The organism is Nostoc favosum CHAB5714, from assembly GCF_020829495.1.
Taxonomy (GTDB): domain Bacteria; phylum Cyanobacteriota; class Cyanobacteriia; order Cyanobacteriales; family Nostocaceae; genus Nostoc; species Nostoc favosum.
Window position 1 is genome coordinate 80,295 of sequence record NZ_JAIVFQ010000013.1, and the last position, 16,241, is coordinate 96,535.

A 16,241-nucleotide genomic window follows, 5' to 3' on the forward strand; every position below is an offset into this window, starting at 1 on the left:
ATTAGTCATTAGTCATTGGTCATTGATCATTGGTCAAAAATCAATACTTCTTGTTCCCCTGCCTCCCCTGCCTCCCCTGCTCCCCTTGTCTCCTTGTCCCCTTGCTCTTTTCTTACACCGATGGTAGAGGTTCTTTGACTTTGGATTCTAGTGTTTTTGGGTCTACTGATTCTAATTCACCGTGGTTGAGTGTCCAGCAACGGTCTGCGATCGCTAACAGATCCCCAGCATCGTGTGTCACTACCAACAGCGTCCAATCTTGTTTCAGTTTCGCTAATAAATTTACCAGTTGCCGACGCATTGACCAATCTAACCCAGCTGTGGGTTCATCCAATAACAGTAAATTTGGTTGGCGAATCAATTGCACAGCCAAAGCTAAACGTCGTTGCTGACCACCACTCAAAGCATGGGGGGCGGCAAAGAGCGATAAATGCTCTAATCCCACCTCAGTAAGGGCCTGTTTAACTCGTTCTGACCCTAACTCAGGATGTCCTAAACGCAATTCTTCTAAAATTGAACCACCGCAAAAGTGCCGTTCTGGAAACTGAAATACCAACCCAGCTAATTGTTGCAGCTGTTCGGCTATAAGTTCTTGTTTCCGCCAGAAGAGTGCGCCGCTAGTGGGTTCGGCTAGTCCCGACAAAATTTCTAGTAAGGTACTTTTACCCGAACCACTCGCGCCAATAATCAGACCTAGCTGCTGGGGTGCTAATTCCAAGTTGATCGATTTGAGAATCGCTGTTGGGCACGCTGTGGGGTGATAATTTAGATTTCGGAGATAGAGCATTTGTTAAGATTACCAAAAAGTCAGCAAATTACTGATTAGCTACACTGAGAGCATCTGGAAAATTCAAAGAAAGGATTAACATCTTAATCTAGCAGCAAGAATCATCCACTTTTTCTCCATTGTGGCAGACTCACCATTAAAACTTTGGCTGTAACCAGCCAGCCTGGGAACATGGAAAAATTACCAAAGTCAACCTTTATATAAGAAAATTTTGGTTGAAGCAGAGGCAAGTTAACACTTCGACTCCTTTCGACTGCGCTCAAGGCAAGTCGCTCAGTGTAAAAATTAACCATTTTTGCATTCTAAGTAACACATACAACTATTTCAACCGCAAATATTCTGAGGGTTAAAATGACTAAAAGGTTTTCTTCGCCTCGATTAGTAGTGTCTGCTAGACTCACTAACCTTGCTCAGACTGCTTTTGGCGCTGCGTTCGCCTTTGGCGTTGCCCCTTGGGCAATCGCACTTAATTTGTGGGTAAATCCCTCCTTGGCTGGCGATCCGTTTCGCAATCGTGAACCTCATCAAATTGGCGACCAAACAGAAGCCGCTTTTAAAGCGATTTTCCAACAGGGCAACTATCCAGCAGCAGAGCGTTATCTGGAACAAGCACTATCCAAAGAGCCAAATGAACCTCTAGCTTATGCTATGAAGGCATCTTTAGCATACGGAAATAAAGATTGGGCTAAATTAGACACCTACAGTCAGAAAACTCTAGAAGCCGGACGAAAACTGATTTCTAGTGATCCATTGCGTGGTAATTTATACACTGCTGTTGGTCATTTTTTAGAGGGTGCAGTAGTTCTCAGCCGTGAGGGTACAGTCAACGGTGTACCACAAGCTTTTAGTCGGTTGCGGCAAGTTTATGAATATTTAGACAAAGCCGAAGCAATTTCTGCCAACGACCCAGAACTGAATTTAATCAAGGGTTATATGGATTTATTGTTGGCGGTTAATTTGCCTTTTGCTAGCCCAGATCAGGCTATTGGACGCTTAGAAAAAAATGCTGCTCCTGGGTATCTCGTGGATCGGGGTATTGCTCTTGCTTACCGCGATTTAAAACGGTATCCACAAGCACTAGAGTATGTCAACAGGGCGATCAAAACCACATCCGATAACCCAGAAATGTATTATCTAAAAGCCCAAATCCTGAAAGAACTGGGGCAAAAAGAAAAAAGCCAGCAGATGATCAAGGAAGCGATCGCTAATTTTGACAAAGCATTAACTAAAAAATCCCAACTCCCAGGCGATTTAGTCAAACAAATTGAGAGTGAACGCAGCAGTGCTGTTACCCTGAACAATCCTAGATAATTGGGCATAGGGCAGGCGCGAAATAATAACTCCTAACTCCTAACCCAACGGCTTGCTGTGGGCATCGCTCCTAACTCCTAACTCCTAACTCCTAACTCCTAACTCCTAACTCCCCACTCCCTACTTTGATATGCTTATTTGCAGAACAGTAATTGAGATACTAGACCAAAATGGAGATTCAGTTCCGCGAAATTAATCCTTTTGATATATGGATTTGGCTGAAATTCAGCACAAATCCTTCTGCGCGTGAAAAGCAGTATGTAGAAGAAGTTTTCAATTCCTGGTTTTATCTGGGTAAATTGGGTGCATTTAATGCAGAGAATCTTCAGGTGCAGGACACTGGACTTGATATCAGCTACATGAATTATGATGAGCAAGGGTATGACAAAAGCTTGCTAGCACTGATGCACAACATTGGTGAGTTTGAATATGAGGGTCAGTGGGGGCGTTGTTGGTTTGACTTAGGAACCAGTGATGCGATCGCATTGGATATTTTAATCAACGCCCTCAGCCAGCTAAGTCAGGAATATGTCACCATTGAAGAATTGTACATCGGTGGCGAAAACCCAGATTGGCCTATTGAGGGTAGCGAAAGTCGTCCTCAGTCTATTTACGATAATTAGTTACCAAAATGAATAAAGCAGGCGAAATTCGGGTAATAGCCTTGGGGCTAATTCGGGATGGCGAACGCATATTTCTTTCTGAAGGCTACGACCCCGTTAAGCAAGAAACATTTTATCGTGCTTTAGGCGGTGGTGTTGAATTTGGCGAAACCAGCCGCGCCGCCTTAGAACGCGAGTTTCAAGAGGAAATTCAGGCAGATTTAACGAATATTAAATATCTAGGTTGTATAGAAAACCTGTTTACATTTAGTGGTAGGCAAGGTCATGAAATTATTCAGCTTTATCAATGTGACTTTGTTGATTCTAAATTTTATCAACTGGAAAGTTTAGTTTTTTCAGAATCACAAACTCATAAACATAGAGCCTTATGGATAGATATTTCTCGCTTGAAATCTGGGGCATTAAGATTAGTACCTGAAGTATTTTTTGAATATTTATAAAATCTCTGGCAATTTACTAAGATTGCTTTGCTCTTAATTATGTTACCGCACTCAGCAAAGACACAATATACTGGTTGAGACTAACGCCTTCCCGTTCAGAAGTCTCAGCTAAACGTTGATGTAAAGATTTTGGCATCCGTAGTAGTAGTTTACCGCTATAGCTATTATTACTACTTGGTAAGGGAATATTATCGTCGGCTTCATAAGCTGTCTCAATCCACAATTCCCGCACCTCATTGAGATTTGCCATTGTCTCTTCAAGAGTTTCGCCTTGGGTAAGACATCCAGGTAAATCTTTAATTTGGGCTACATATCCCCCCTCTGGGTCAGGGTAAAGTGTTACAGGGTACTGAAGATTTAAATAATATTCTAAGGACGGCTTTTCAATCTGCTGGTTCTTCTGGTTCAGTGTCTTCATCAATCCACTCTTCTAAATTTAATAGTTCAACTATTTGCTGTACGCGATCGCACTGTGTCGCTACAACTGAGAGAGTAACTTGTTATACTCTGCGTGTGAACCAAGCCAAAACCAAATAACGGTATCTCCATCTAACTGTCCAACCGCTCGATAATTTTTGCTAATCCGTGCTGAATAAATTGGTAGTTCTGGATGTACTTTTTTGAAGCGCAAGCTTGGATGGCTCGGATCTTGTTTGAAAAGGCGGTATGCTTCACAGGTTTGCTCTTGAACTTGCTCAGGTAGATCAGCAAACCCTTGACGAAACTGAGCGGTTATACGTGACTTCACAATGTATCTGGATCTAACTCTTGAGTTTTTCCTGTACGGTATTCAGCCATTGCCTCGGTTGCAAGTTTGGCAAGCATATCTGGAGAACGGGCAAAAGCTTCATCCCAACGGCGTTCATCTTCTAGTTCTTCCAAAATTATCGCCGCGATCGCATCTTGTTCATTGGCAGGTAAATTTTTTAGTTTAGCGATCGCTTGTTCAAGTAGCTCAGTCATAGCTGTTAATCGTTACGAAAGTCATACTATAAATTATCTCTGCTTGCACTCTGTTGGGTGCGATCGCTTGGGGTGGGAGCAAAGCGCGATCGCTCTCAATAGCAGAACTAGTAGAGTTTGAGACAGTTCTACAATAAAAGCAAAGACGTTGAGGTTGAACTAACCTAATAGGTGTACCTGAAACAAACCCAAAGATACCAATGCTTTCACCAAGCCTCTACGAGACTGATTTTTACGCTTGGACACAGGAACAAGTAACTTTACTTCGCAATGAGCAGTGGAGTCAGATTGATCTGCAAAATCTGATTGAGGAGATTCAATGTTTGGGTAAACAGCAACGTCAAGAACTGCGAAACCGTCTGAGTGTGTTGATTAGACATTTACTAAAATGGCAGTACCAGTCAGGGCGTCGTAGCCGTAGCTGGTTAGCAACACTTCGGATTCAACGCTTAGATATTGCTGAACTGCTCGAAGACAATCCTAGCTTAAAGCCCTACCTTGAAGAAGCACTTCGCAAAGCCTACCTTAAAGGTGTCGAATTGGCTGTTGGAGAAACAGATTTGCCCAAGCGGACTTTTCCGGTAGAGTGCCCTTACAGTTTGTCAGAGATTGTGGACTATGATTTCTACCCCGGTGAACCAAGCAAGTTACTAGATGAATCAGAGCAGTAATTTGAAATTAAAGTAAATCTTCTTCAGATAGCTGGGCTATTTTCATCAAAGCTTTCAAGGTTCCAATTTTCAAATCTTGATTGCGGTGAACAGGAATTGATAGGATTTTTTGTACTTCAGGGTTTTCATAAATATGATGACTGCCAGTAATTCTTTGCAAAACCCAACCTTTTTGCTCCAAAATCTTACAAAGTTGCTTGCCAGAAATCGATTTCATATAGCAATTTCGACAACTTGATCTGTTGACTCAATTGCATTACGACTGTTAGCAACTTCAAGCCAACCTTCAATAGCGTCCTTTAAATTAGCCATCATCTCTTCTATAGTGTCTCCTTCGGTAATACAACCAGGAAGCGCGGGAACCTCTGCCCAATAGCCGCCTTCTTCTGCTGGATGAATGATTGCTCTGATTTTCATAAAAATACGTGGTATGCGGGAAACGAGCGTGGCTTTAGCCCTGAGAGGGAAGCGACTCAAGCGACTTTAGTCGCGGTGAATCTTTTTAATTTGAGTAACTGTAACCATCTTTTTTATGGATATGGGTACAGTTTTTAAAGCTAATTCCTTGAACTAATCCATTCTTAGTTGATATGTTAAAACTTCCAGTAGCACGAGTTGCTATTCTTCCAAGATATTTGCCAACTTTTTTACCAGTTTTAACGACTGCTTTAACAATGTCTCCAGTTTGATAACCAAAATGAAACTTAGTTCTAGAACAGTGGCGACTTGGGAAACCATATTTATCTGTTCTGCACGATTGTCTAGTGCCGTGACCATTAGCAGTAATTAACAGTGGTTTAATGCCTTTGATGTTGAGAATTGGTGTTGATTGACCAACGCAAGCCGCATCAATCCAGTGTGTTTTTTCTAGTTTTTGTTGACTGCGATTAAACTTCGTTAATCCTCCTGAACCTGTTTCTACTGTTAATCCTGTAACTTTTAAAGTATTTAACAATGCAAATCGAGTTGTGTTTACAGAGGCTGCATCTGCCAATGGTCGTTTTGCTTGCTTCAAGATTTTCTCTAACCTTGTTGTATCTTTTGTGAGAAATTCCTTAATATCTTTAGTTCCTTTCTTGATGTTACATTTTTCACAACTTAAAGTAAGGTTTGTAATTGAATTTGAACCTCCTTTTGCTCTTGGATGAATATGCTCAATTTGAAAGGGAACATCCTTTACTCCACAGTATGCACATTGTCTACCCCACTTTTCTAATAGATATTCTCGTGTTTCGTAACCTGCTAAAGTCCCTTGTTGATATTCTTTGCCTTGAATATCAGGATTAGCCATTAGTTGCATATCAAAGCGTACAAGCTCTTGACTAATAGCTCCAATTGGTGCAAATTTACGCAACTTCTCAACCCAAGTTTTTATATTATCAATACGACTTTGCAAGCTTGGGGCTAACCATCCATCTGGACGGGTTCTATTCAAAAATCTTGGTTGTCTGTAACGAGTAATTCTTGCCCGTCTACTACGTCTTAACTGCCTCCTATTCGTTAAAGCTTCTCTAATGGCAAAGCCTCTATGTTTTAATTCAGCCGCAAATACAACATCTCCAGTTGAATCGTTAACTAATGTAATTCCTGTGTATTTTGCTCCTGGGTCAATCTTTATTCTCAAAAGTGAGATAGGAGACTCAGAGCGCGATTCTTTGAGGATAATTGTGAATGGCAAATGTCTAAATATTGCCGCTTTTTTGTTTTGTAATAATTGTCTAGCAAGTGAAGGATGGATTGGGTCTAATGGTCTGTTTTCGGTATCTAAAACAAATATTTTGGACATAAAGTCCCTCCTTTCGGGTAATGTTAGCTTCGTCAATGTTTTAAGAGCTTTTTAGACTTGCAACACTGTTTCAGTGACTTTAAAACTGTTTAATTGCAAGTGACAGGGCGAGGAACTAGCTACGCATTCCAGGGTGTCGTGACTCAAAAAACGTAGTCAGTTAAGACTTAGACTGGTCAGTACAGCTTGTTTTGATTTCTCTTACAAGCTCAGTGGCTTTAGCCCTGAGTTACTGACAAACTTGTTGAGCTAGTTTGTGAGAATATGCTAACAAGCATAGCTGCCTCTGGAATCGCACCCTGCATTCTCCTAAAAGCATCAATCAAATTCTGTAATTGTTGAGCTGCATTAAAAACTCCCAACCCGCGCACCGTAACTTTTCCAGGATAATACACAAAGCGCGTCTTGAGATTGTGGACTATGACTTCTACCCTGGTGAACCAAGCAAGTTAGTAGATGAATCAGAGCAGGAAATTGATGCTGAACACTGACAGATAAACTGTATCGTCCTTACCTACTCTCTGAAAGAGCTTTTTGTAAACTTTCATTTCTGCGATTGAGTTAGGTATCTAATGGCTGGCATAAGTAAGTCGGCATGATAAAACCCATGTATATTTAGTTTTGTAAAAACTGTGGAATGACCAATTTTTAATCTGTTTACTGATTTTATATTTTGTCACATAGGTTAATTTTTTAAAGCCGACTTACTTAGCAGTAGATACACGAGTTTGTCTAATTTAGATTTTATGCAAAATTAGATGTGGAACAGCTTACTGGCAACGATATCTTTACAGGTGGTGCGGGTGGCGTTGGCGTAGCCCACCGTACCCCTACGGGGAAGCAAGCTACGCGTAGCGTCTCGCAGAGAAGGTATCGCTTTGTTTTCAATACATACACAATCAAAATTTTGAAAAGTGATAAATAGTTGACTAGCCTCTTAATATACTGTAAGTTGATGTCTTGTAAGTTAATCTGTGAAGTAAACAAGAAATCAACAAGCAAGATTCTCGATATTACTAGAGTTTCGATGAGATTTTCTTGCAATTCCAGCATTAACGATAAATGAAATATTTAAATTCGGAGAGTTGCGTTGACTACAGCATCTAAGCTTGCGTTAAAGACTTGTTTGCTCCCTCTCACACTCAGTGCTGCCCTCTTGCCAGCTATCATAGGCAAAGCCCAAAACCCTCCTCCACCGGAGGCTGCAAGTGGTCGAGTTGAGCGTGAAGCTGTTCGCACAAATAAGTATGTGGTAGTAGCTGCAAATCCACTAGCATCAGCAGCCGGACGTGATGTTCTACGTCGTGGAGGTAGTGCGATCGATGCTGCTATTGCAGTCCAAATGGTACTGACGTTGGTAGAGCCGCAATCTTCAGGTATTGGTGGTGGTGCTTTCCTTGTTTACTACGATGCCAAAACGAAGAAGTTGGTCACTTATGATGGTCGAGAAACTGCACCGGCTGCGGCGAAACCAGATCGCTTTCTCGATGCCAATGGCAAACCATTACAGTTTTATGATGCTGTTGTCGGAGGTAAATCTGTAGGTGTGCCTGGGGTGTTACGAATGCTAGAGTTGGCACACAAAAAATATGGCAAGTTACCTTGGTCTCAACTGTTTCAAGGAGCTATCCAACTGTCTGAACAAGGTTTTCCACTTTCACCACGTTTGTACACTCTGCTAAGTAAGGATCAATATCTATCTCGCAACGAGCCAGCTAAGAGCTATTTCTATCAACCCGATGGTACACCCAAGCCAGTTGGTACAAGATTGGTCAATCAGTCTTTGGCAGAGGTATTGCGTCAGATTGCCAAAGGAGGCGCTGATGCCTTTTATCAAGGAAATATTGCTAAAGACATAGTAGCTACGGTGAGCCAAGCAGCTGTACCAGGTGACTTAACCACCACTGATCTAGTGCAATATCAAGCTAAACTGCGAGAGCCAGTTTGTGGCACTTATCGAATTTACAAAGTTTGCGGCATGGGGCCTCCAAGTTCTGGTGGTTTAACCGTACTGCAAATTCTAGGTATTCTTCAAAAATTTAATCTGGCAGCTTTAAAGCCAGCTTCTTTAGAAGCAGTCCATTTATTTTCTGAAGCTGGACGTTTAGCCTATGCTGACAGAAATTTATATATAGCTGACACAGATTTTGTTTCAGTACCAGTCAAAGAATTAATTAACCCTAACTACCTGAAGTTACGGGCAGCAATAATCAATCCTGAACGTTCAATCGGTCAAGCCCAAGCAGGCAATCCATTGTTACAGCAAGTAAATCCCTTGGGTAAAGATCAATCTAGGGATTTCCCATCTACTAGTCATGTTTCAATTGTCGATGCGGCAGGTAACGCTATTTCAATGACTACTAGCATTGAAGATGCCTTTGGCTCAAGATTAATGGTACGAGGCTTCTTACTTAACAACCAACTGACAGATTTCTCTTTTTCGCCGACATCAGAAGGAAAGCCCGTTGCTAATCGCATAGAAGCCAAGAAACGTCCTAGAAGCTCAATGGCTCCCATGATGGTCTTTGATCGCAATGGCAAGCTAGTAATGGTAATTGGTTCAGCTGGTGGGCCGCAAATCATTAATTATGTCGCTAAGGCAATAGTAGCCCATCTGGACTGGGGATTGGACATTCAGCAAGCGCTATCTTTGCCAAATTTTGGTAGTCGTAATGGGCCAACTGAACTAGAAGAAAATACAGATGTTGCCAACCTCAAATCTGCTTTAGAAGCTAGGGGTCATACAATCAGCGTTATACAATTAACCAGTGGTTCCACCGGAATTGTACTGACTAATCAGGGGCTAGTTAGTGGTGCTGACCCACGTCGTGAAGGAGCGCCTTTGGGTGAGTAACAGCTAGTGTTGAGCAAGTATTTTCTCTTTTTCAATATCAAAAATTCTTCAACAATTCTCTGGTATAAAACTATGAGATGGTTCCCAAAGATAGCATTTACAACTACTCTCAGTATTTTCAGCTTGCTAGGAAGCTCAGTTAACCAAGTACAAGCTGCATCTCTGGACTACGCCTTTACACAATCAGGCTGGGAAGGAGGAGGTATCTTGTCTGGTTCATTTTCTGGTGTAGATGAAAATAATGATGGGTTAATTTACACAAGTGAGTTAAATACGTTTGATTTGATATTTTCTGGCAACTCCAAAGTTCCGCAAGAGAAATGGTTGGGTGTATCTAGTTTAAGTTCTTTTGGATTTAACTCTAGTAATTCTAAATTAGCTTTCTCAACTTATGAAAATTTAGATGAGTATACTGCTAATATTGTTGGTTTGCCTTATCTTAATTATATTGGCAAGCCTTTCCTTACCAATTATATTACCTCTTCTGAAATTCAACCGCTTGTAGTTGCAAAATCTATTCCCGAACCTACCTTTGGATTTGCTAGTTTAGCGGTCTTGAGTTTTGGTCTATTACTTAAATTGGGCAACTCCCGATGATGGTCAACATCTGCTACTGTGCGATACAGGAATCATATTTGATTGTGTGAAAAAATCTAAGTATTATTGTAGGGTGTGTTAGCAGAGCGTAACGCACCACAAGCTTGGAATGGTGCGTTATGCTATCGCTAACACAACGCCAGTTCGCTCAAGTCGGGAAACCCGCCCACGCGACTGGCTCGCCTACGTGGATTTCAAAAATCAAATACTAGTCCTATATATCGTTAGGACTTAGGCAAAAATTGCCAAAAAGCTTAATTTATCGAACCGCTATTTCTGCGAGACACTACGTGAACGCGAAGGATCTGGCAGAAATAGCGATCGCTCCAACCCAAATCTTAGACCCCGGTTGTACAAGTGTTGGGTAGCTGTTAACGTATGTAGGGCTGTGCCATAACAAGATCGGGAACAACACGGTAATGTTTTACATTGAATGTACAAAATGTTGCACCTTGCCCAACAGCACAAGCAGCTATCAGCGCATCTAACAACCCTAAACTGTGAGATAAATGGTAGGTCGTAAAGTCAGACAAGGCGCGAGTCAAGTCAGCCTCAGTAGCCCAGACTACAGGTAGCGGCGCAACCAGTTTTAAAGCATTACTTAATTGTTGCTTGTTTTGAGAATCCTGAATCAGTTCCATGACTACAAAGCCGGGCACACTGGGCAACTCTGATAAACTGGCAAACCAAGTTATTGCAGGAGCATGACCTCGTTGAATATCAATCAAAACGTCGGTATCTAGCAAATACATCAACTTTACCTATTCTCGCTCACGCGTTTGGGTCTGATGGCGTAACTTGCGAGCGTATGCTTGACTATCTGTAATATCAGGTCGTGAGTTGATCACACCTTCGCTCTGCCAATAAGCAACGAGTTCGGCTCCTGTCTTAGGAGGATTTGCTAAAACCTGTCTCACAGAAAGAATCCGAAGAATGTATTCAGAAAGAGGAAGATTTAACCGAGAAGCTTCAGTAAAAAGCTGGTTTTCTAGCTCTGGTGGCAAATCAAGATTAATACTCACTCTGCTTATCCCCTGTAGGTTTGGTTCTTAATTGATAAAAACTTGAGCAAAACTTATCAAGCAATTGATGACTAATCTTTTTCTAGCATTTAAACAACAGCCGCCTCTGGAATCGCACCTTGCATTCTCCCGAAAGCATCAATCAAATTCTGCAATTGTTGATCTGCTTTAAAAACTCCTAACCCGCGCACTGTCACTTTCCCTGGAGAATAGACAAAGCGCGTCTTGAGATTTTCTGGTAAATTCGCCGCCAATAAATTCCAAGCGGGTTCTTCCATTGGTGTTTCTAAAACGACGTGCTGCTTGTTTTCTGGTTTAATGCGGCTAAATCCAAGTTTTTTCGCTAGCTGTTTGAGTTCCATGACTCGCAAAAGTTGATTTGCAGAGACTGGTAAAGTACCATAGCGATCGCTCCACTCACCAGCTATCTGCTTTAATTCTGATTTAGATTTAGCTGTCGCCACTGCCCGGTATGCACTCATCTTTTGATCCAAATCAGTAATGTAATCTGCTGGGATAAATGCTGTCAGGTTGAGGTCAATCTGGGTATCCTCCACTTGCGGAATTTCTTGTCCTCGGATTTCCCGAATTGCTTCTTCTAGCATTTCCATGTATAAATCAAAACCGATGGCATCCATTTGACCGGATTGTTCTGCACCTAGCAAGTTACCCACGCCTCTAATTTCCATATCGCGCATTGCCAGTTGATATCCAGAACCCAACTGAGTAAATTCCTGAATTGCTCGTAATCGTTGCCGTGCCGCGTCAGATAACGTCCGCTGCTTCGGATAAAATAACCAAGCATGAGCTTGGATACCTGCACGTCCCACACGACCGCGTAATTGATACAGTTGTGCCAATCCAAAGCGATGAGCATCTTCAATTAAAATCGTGTTGACTCGTGGAATATCTAAGCCAGATTCAATAATTGTCGTACAAACGAGGATATCTGCGTCGCCATTGCTGAAGGTGAGCATGGTTGATTCTAACTCGCTTTCATCCATTTGACCGTGAGCGATCGCAAACCTAGCTCCCGGTAAAACTTCTCGTAAATTGGCTGTTGTCTCTTCAATTCCGTCTACTCGTGGAACTACGTAAAATACCTGTCCGCCTCTATCTAATTCTTGCCGAATTGCAGTACGGATACTTTCGGAATTTATTGGTGATAGATGGGTTTTAATCGGTCGTCTAGTTGGGGGTGGTGTGGTAATCAAACTCATTTCCCGAATTCCCGACAAGGACATATACAAAGTCCGGGGAATAGGAGTGGCGGAGAGGGTAAGCACGTCCACTTGAGTTTTCAAGCTTTTAATTTTCTCCTTCTGATTCACCCCAAATCGCTGTTCTTCATCCACCACCAACAGTCCTAAATCCCGGAATGTCACGCCTTTACCTAAAAGTTGGTGCGTACCAACTACTACATCTAATTCACCCGTTGCCAATCGCTTTTGAATATCACGGCGTTCTTCAGCAGACCGAAAGCGGTTGAGTAAGCCGACATTTACCGGGTAGGGTGCAAAACGTTCTTTGAGTGTATGGTAATGCTGCTGTGTTAAAATAGTCGTTGGCGCAAGGAGTGCCACTTGTTTACCGGCGGTGACTGCTTTAAAAACAGCACGAATCGCCACTTCCGTCTTACCAAAACCGACATCGCCACAAACTAAGCGATCCATTGGGCGATCGCTTTCCATGTCGCGTTTTACATCTTGTACAGCTTTGAGTTGATCCGTTGTAGGTTGGTAGGGGAAAGAATCTTCCAGTTCTTCCTGCCAAGGCATATCACCTGGAAAGCTAAAACCTTGTTGTTGCGATCGCGCTGCATACAGTTTCAACAAGTCCACCGCCAATTTTTTGATCGCTTTGCGGACTTTATTCTTGGTATTTTCCCAAGCTTTACCGGTCATCCTGTTGAGTTCCGGTGCTTTATCACCTGCGGCGCGGAACCGGGATAAAGCACCTACTTGATCGGCTGCGACTCTGAGTAACCCATCAGCATACTGCACTACCAAATAATCACGGGTTTCATTATTAATCGTCAAACTTTCCAGCTTGACAAATTTGCCAACACCATGATTTCTATGAACCACATAATCGCCTGGACGCAGCTTATTGGGATCAACTTGCTTAGAAGTAGCTTTGTGACGCTTGCGGATATAGCCGGGAGTCGCCAAAGAATGCTGCCCAAAAAATTCCCGATCTGTAACGATTACCACTCGATATGTCGGCAGAATAAAACCTTCTAGTTCCGCCAGACCAGAATATTTTAGGGCTATGGGAGTATGGTTGATTTGGAGCTTATCTATCGCTTGGTAGTCGCGGGGATTGGGGATAAACTGAGCCGGACAATCATGTTCTTGCAATAGAGAGACAGAACGCGAAGGTTGAGCAGAAAGCAGCCAGATCGAGAAATTGCGATCGCGTTCTTGGCGGATGGTTTCAGCTAGTTTAGCAAACTGGTGCGGCGTGACTGGAACAGGTCGGCTGGCAAGATTAATCCCATCATTTTCTTCTGACAGTTCCGATAAATATAAGGTTTTAAATTTGGCAACGTCAGCCAAACACTCATCAAACGACCGATGAATTTTCGGGAGGTTTAATTCTTCCCCAGTCCCCAGCCTCCATTGTTCCTGGGCATTTTCCACCCAGCGATCGCTATGAGCATGACACTGTTCTGGCTCATCAATGGCAATCAGGGTATTTTCTGATAAATAGTTTAGCAGGGACGCTGGTTGCTCGAAAGCCAACCCCAAAAAGCGACGACTACCCTCCAAGAGTGATGAGTTCTCAGTGCTAAGTTCTAAGTCAGAATTTAACTCATAACTCATAACTCCTAACTCAGAACTATTCTTCAGTGCCGCCATGACGATGGGAGCAAAGCTAGTGGGGGTAAGAATTAACTGATCAACTTTGTCGAGGGCGGAACGTTGGGTTGCTGGGTCAAATTCCCGCATTTGCTCGATTTCATCACCAAACCATTCCAGCCGGACTGGAAACTCAGATGAAACTGGGTACACATCAACAATATCGCCCCGTCGGCTCCACTGTCCTTCTGTTTCCACCAGAGGTACTCGTTCGTATCCCAGAATAGTTATTTTCTCACTGAAGGCATTCAAGTCTAATTCCATCCCCCGCTTTAAGGTAAGACAGAATCGCCCAAAAGCTTCTGGTGGTGGTAAGTGGGGTTGCAGCGCCCCTTGAGTAGCAACGATTGCCAAAGATCGCTTCGCTGCGGGATTGGGGATGTTGTTCAGTTCTGTGTCCCCTGTCCCCTGTCCCCTGTCCCCTGTTACCAAATCCGCCAATACCTGCATTTGCCCCCAACTCATCTCAGTTTCCGGGTCAAAAGGTTCGTAGGGAGAAGCCTCGGAGGTGGGGTAAAAATGTACTGTTTGCCATCCCATTGCCTCCAGTTGTGCGTAAACGCGTCCAGCTTCTTCAAGGGTGGCGCAAACCACAAACAAATCCTTGCCTTGAGATTGGGCCAATGCCGAAGCCACCAAACCCTTGGGTAGTCGAGGAATGCCATTTAACCGCAATTCTTGTTGTCGGTTTAACTTAGAAATAAATTCAGTGGTGAGCGGCGATCGCGCTAAGGCACGCACAATAGAAGAAAATGACATAAGTACTACTAGCGGTGGGAGTCTTTGTGGATCAGAAAATCTTGAGGCAGTTTATGTCAACTATTTTAAAAGGTTGACGGTTGACGGTTAACAGTCAACAGTCAACAGTCAACGTGAAAATAACTATTACTTTGTGTACAGTCAAAGCATTTATAGAAGCACCTTTAATACTAGATACTAGGTATTGAGCTACGTTCGCTCTGATAAGCGGCAATTTTAAACATGTCCTCCATCACTTTTGAAATTTTAATCATTTTGGTGCTAATTATTGCCAACGGTGTGTTTTCTATGTCTGAGATGGCGATTGTCTCAGCCCGGAAAGTTAGGCTACAGCAGCTTGCCAATCAAGGAGATACCAAGGCAAAGGCAGCATTGCAACTAGCTGAGTCTCCAAATCATTTCCTGTCAACCGTTCAAGTGGGTATTTCCCTAATCGGTATCCTGACTGGTGCTTTTGGAGGAGCAACAATTGCCAACCGATTGGCAATCTATGTAAAACTTGTGCCCTTGTTAGCACCTTATAGTGAACCGCTATCTTTCGGAATAGTGGTTTTGCTTATTACCTATTTGTCACTCATTGTTGGCGAATTGGTACCGAAGCGTTTGGCATTAAACAACCCAGAAAGGATTGCATCGATTGTAGCGATTCCTATGCAAGCCTTATCGGCGATCGCTTCCCCAATGGTGTATCTCTTAAGCGCTTCTACAGATTTGATCCTGCGATTACTGGGAATTACAGCTTCTACTGAGCCGCAAGTTACCGAAGAAGAAATTAAAATCTTAATTGAGCAAGGCACCGAGGCGGGAACCTTTGAGGAAGCCGAACAGGATATGGTGGAGCGAGTCTTTCGTTTAGGCGATCGCCCTGTCAGCTACTTAATGACACCCCGTCCCGATATTGTCTGGCTAGACTTAGACGACTCTCCCGAAGAAAATCGTCACAAAATGGTTGATAGTGCCTATTCTCGGTATCCAGTTTGTCAAGGGGGACTTGACAATGTGCTAGGTGTTATCCCTGTTACGGACTTATTAGCCAGGAGTTTCCGAGGAGAACCGCTAGACTTGACAGTGGGATTGCGACAGCCCATATTTGTCCCAGAAAGCACCCGTGGTTTGAAAGTTTTGGAATTGTTCAAACAAACCATCACTCACATGGCGCTGGTAGTGGATGAATACGGCGTGATTCAAGGATTAGTCACTCTCAACGACATCATGAGCGAAATTGTGGGTGATGTTCCTTCAACAGATGGACTGGATCATCCACAAGCTGTGCAACGCGAGGATGGTTCCTGGCTTTTAGATGGGATGTTGCCTGTAGAGGAGTTTTTGGAACTTTTCGGTATGGAAGAGTGGGAGTCTGAGGAACGCGGTAGCTATCAAACTTTAGGCGGTTTTGTAATCACTCATTTAGGTCGTATTCCTGCCGCAGCAGATCATTTTGAATGGCAAAGTATGCGAATTGAAGTGATGGATATGGATGGAAACCGCGTTGATAAGGTGCTGGTCGTACCAAAGGGAAATAAATCACCAGATACGGCAAAATCTGATTAGTAATGCTTGGGGGAGT

At 42.9% G+C, this 16,241-nt stretch carries 18 protein-coding genes and 1 pseudogene; 8 read left to right on the forward strand and 11 right to left on the reverse strand.

The genetic code is table 11. The annotated features are described in order from the left end of the window. Window positions 1-112: 112 nt before the first annotated feature. On the reverse strand, window positions 113-787 hold the full coding sequence (locus LC586_RS11900; protein ID WP_229484740.1) for an ABC transporter ATP-binding protein: 675 nt from the start codon (window positions 785-787) through the stop codon (window positions 113-115). A gap of 351 nt (window positions 788-1,138) precedes the next feature. On the opposite strand from LC586_RS11900, the gene LC586_RS11905 reads away from it, so the two are divergent. From LC586_RS11905 to LC586_RS11915, 3 genes are all read left to right on the forward strand, one after another. Continuing rightward, window positions 1,139-2,098, forward strand: coding sequence for a Sll0314/Alr1548 family TPR repeat-containing protein (locus LC586_RS11905; RefSeq protein WP_229484741.1), 960 nt, complete (start codon window positions 1,139-1,141; stop codon window positions 2,096-2,098). 170 nt (window positions 2,099-2,268) lie between these two features. Further along, the gene (locus tag LC586_RS11910; protein ID WP_229484742.1) at window positions 2,269-2,721 is read left to right on the forward strand and encodes a DUF3531 family protein; all 453 of its coding nucleotides are present in this window, start codon (window positions 2,269-2,271) and stop codon (window positions 2,719-2,721) included. 8 nt (window positions 2,722-2,729) lie between these two features. Then, window positions 2,730-3,161, forward strand: coding sequence for an NUDIX hydrolase (locus tag LC586_RS11915; protein WP_229484743.1), 432 nt, complete (start codon window positions 2,730-2,732; stop codon window positions 3,159-3,161). Between the two features lie 37 nt (window positions 3,162-3,198). On the opposite strand, the gene LC586_RS11920 is transcribed toward LC586_RS11915, so the two are convergent. Genes LC586_RS11920 through LC586_RS11930 form a run of 3 tightly spaced genes read right to left on the reverse strand, consistent with a single transcriptional unit; the run spans window position 3,199 to window position 4,124 of the window. Further along, entirely contained in the window at window positions 3,199-3,579 is a 381-nt protein-coding gene (locus LC586_RS11920) for a type II toxin-antitoxin system HicB family antitoxin (RefSeq protein WP_229484744.1), read from the reverse strand. A 60-nt stretch (window positions 3,580-3,639) separates the two neighbouring features. Then, the gene (locus tag LC586_RS11925; protein WP_229484745.1) at window positions 3,640-3,909 is read right to left on the reverse strand and encodes a ParE family toxin-like protein; all 270 of its coding nucleotides are present in this window, start codon (window positions 3,907-3,909) and stop codon (window positions 3,640-3,642) included. Then, on the reverse strand, window positions 3,906-4,124 hold the full coding sequence (locus tag LC586_RS11930; protein ID WP_229484746.1) for a hypothetical protein: 219 nt from the start codon (window positions 4,122-4,124) through the stop codon (window positions 3,906-3,908). The genes LC586_RS11925 and LC586_RS11930 overlap by 4 nt, the downstream gene beginning before the upstream one ends. Before the next feature lie 200 nt (window positions 4,125-4,324). Between LC586_RS11930 and LC586_RS11935 the strand changes: the two genes are divergently transcribed. Beyond that, window positions 4,325-4,795, forward strand: a complete 471-nt coding sequence (locus tag LC586_RS11935) for a DUF29 domain-containing protein (RefSeq protein WP_229484747.1) — start codon at window positions 4,325-4,327, stop codon at window positions 4,793-4,795. 7 nt (window positions 4,796-4,802) lie between these two features. Here LC586_RS11935 and LC586_RS11940 read toward each other — a convergent pair whose 3' ends face one another. The 4 genes and pseudogenes from LC586_RS11940 to LC586_RS42595 all read right to left on the reverse strand — a co-directional run. Beyond that, window positions 4,803-5,012: a type II toxin-antitoxin system HicA family toxin gene (locus LC586_RS11940; protein ID WP_229484748.1), complete on the reverse strand. Its 210-nt coding sequence runs from the start codon at window positions 5,010-5,012 to the stop codon at window positions 4,803-4,805. Then, window positions 5,009-5,212 (reverse strand): type II toxin-antitoxin system HicB family antitoxin, encoded by a 204-nt coding sequence (locus tag LC586_RS11945; RefSeq protein ID WP_229484749.1) that lies wholly within the window; start codon window positions 5,210-5,212, stop codon window positions 5,009-5,011. Before LC586_RS11945 ends, LC586_RS11940 begins: the two co-directional genes overlap by 4 nt. Window positions 5,213-5,297: 85 nt before the next feature. Continuing rightward, complete coding sequence (gene iscB / locus LC586_RS11950) at window positions 5,298-6,581, reverse strand: RNA-guided endonuclease IscB (RefSeq protein ID WP_229484750.1); 1,284 nt, start codon at window positions 6,579-6,581, stop codon at window positions 5,298-5,300. Between the two features lie 218 nt (window positions 6,582-6,799). Beyond that, window positions 6,800-6,997 (reverse strand): annotated as a pseudogene (locus LC586_RS42595) (hypothetical protein); the annotation flags it as partial. 344 nt (window positions 6,998-7,341) lie between these two features. Between LC586_RS42595 and LC586_RS11955 the strand changes: the two are divergent. The 3 genes from LC586_RS11955 to LC586_RS11965 all read left to right on the forward strand — a co-directional run bounded on the left by LC586_RS11955 (window position 7,342) and on the right by LC586_RS11965 (window position 10,032). Further along, a complete protein-coding gene (locus LC586_RS11955) occupies window positions 7,342-7,506 on the forward strand; it encodes a hypothetical protein (RefSeq protein WP_229484751.1) in 165 nt (54 codons plus the stop codon). Window positions 7,507-7,671: 165 nt separating this feature from the next. After that, a complete protein-coding gene (gene ggt / locus LC586_RS11960) occupies window positions 7,672-9,435 on the forward strand; it encodes a gamma-glutamyltransferase (RefSeq protein WP_229484752.1) in 1,764 nt (587 codons plus the stop codon). 72 nt (window positions 9,436-9,507) lie between these two features. Continuing rightward, on the forward strand, window positions 9,508-10,032 hold the full coding sequence (locus LC586_RS11965; RefSeq protein ID WP_229484753.1) for a hypothetical protein: 525 nt from the start codon (window positions 9,508-9,510) through the stop codon (window positions 10,030-10,032). 371 nt (window positions 10,033-10,403) lie between these two features. Here the strand turns inward: LC586_RS11965 and LC586_RS11970 are convergent, their stop codons facing one another. The 3 genes from LC586_RS11970 to mfd form a co-directional block, all read right to left on the reverse strand. Beyond that, complete coding sequence (locus tag LC586_RS11970) at window positions 10,404-10,784, reverse strand: PIN domain-containing protein (protein WP_229484754.1); 381 nt, start codon at window positions 10,782-10,784, stop codon at window positions 10,404-10,406. 9 nt (window positions 10,785-10,793) lie between these two features. Next, window positions 10,794-11,054 (reverse strand): hypothetical protein, encoded by a 261-nt coding sequence (locus LC586_RS11975; protein ID WP_229484755.1) that lies wholly within the window; start codon window positions 11,052-11,054, stop codon window positions 10,794-10,796. Between the two features lie 89 nt (window positions 11,055-11,143). Beyond that, window positions 11,144-14,674 (reverse strand): transcription-repair coupling factor, encoded by a 3,531-nt coding sequence (gene mfd / locus LC586_RS11980; RefSeq protein WP_229484756.1) that lies wholly within the window; start codon window positions 14,672-14,674, stop codon window positions 11,144-11,146. Between the two features lie 222 nt (window positions 14,675-14,896). On the opposite strand from mfd, the gene LC586_RS11985 reads away from it, so the two are divergent. Further along, the gene (locus LC586_RS11985; protein ID WP_229484757.1) at window positions 14,897-16,225 is read left to right on the forward strand and encodes a hemolysin family protein; all 1,329 of its coding nucleotides are present in this window, start codon (window positions 14,897-14,899) and stop codon (window positions 16,223-16,225) included. Window positions 16,226-16,241: the final 16 nt, after the last annotated feature.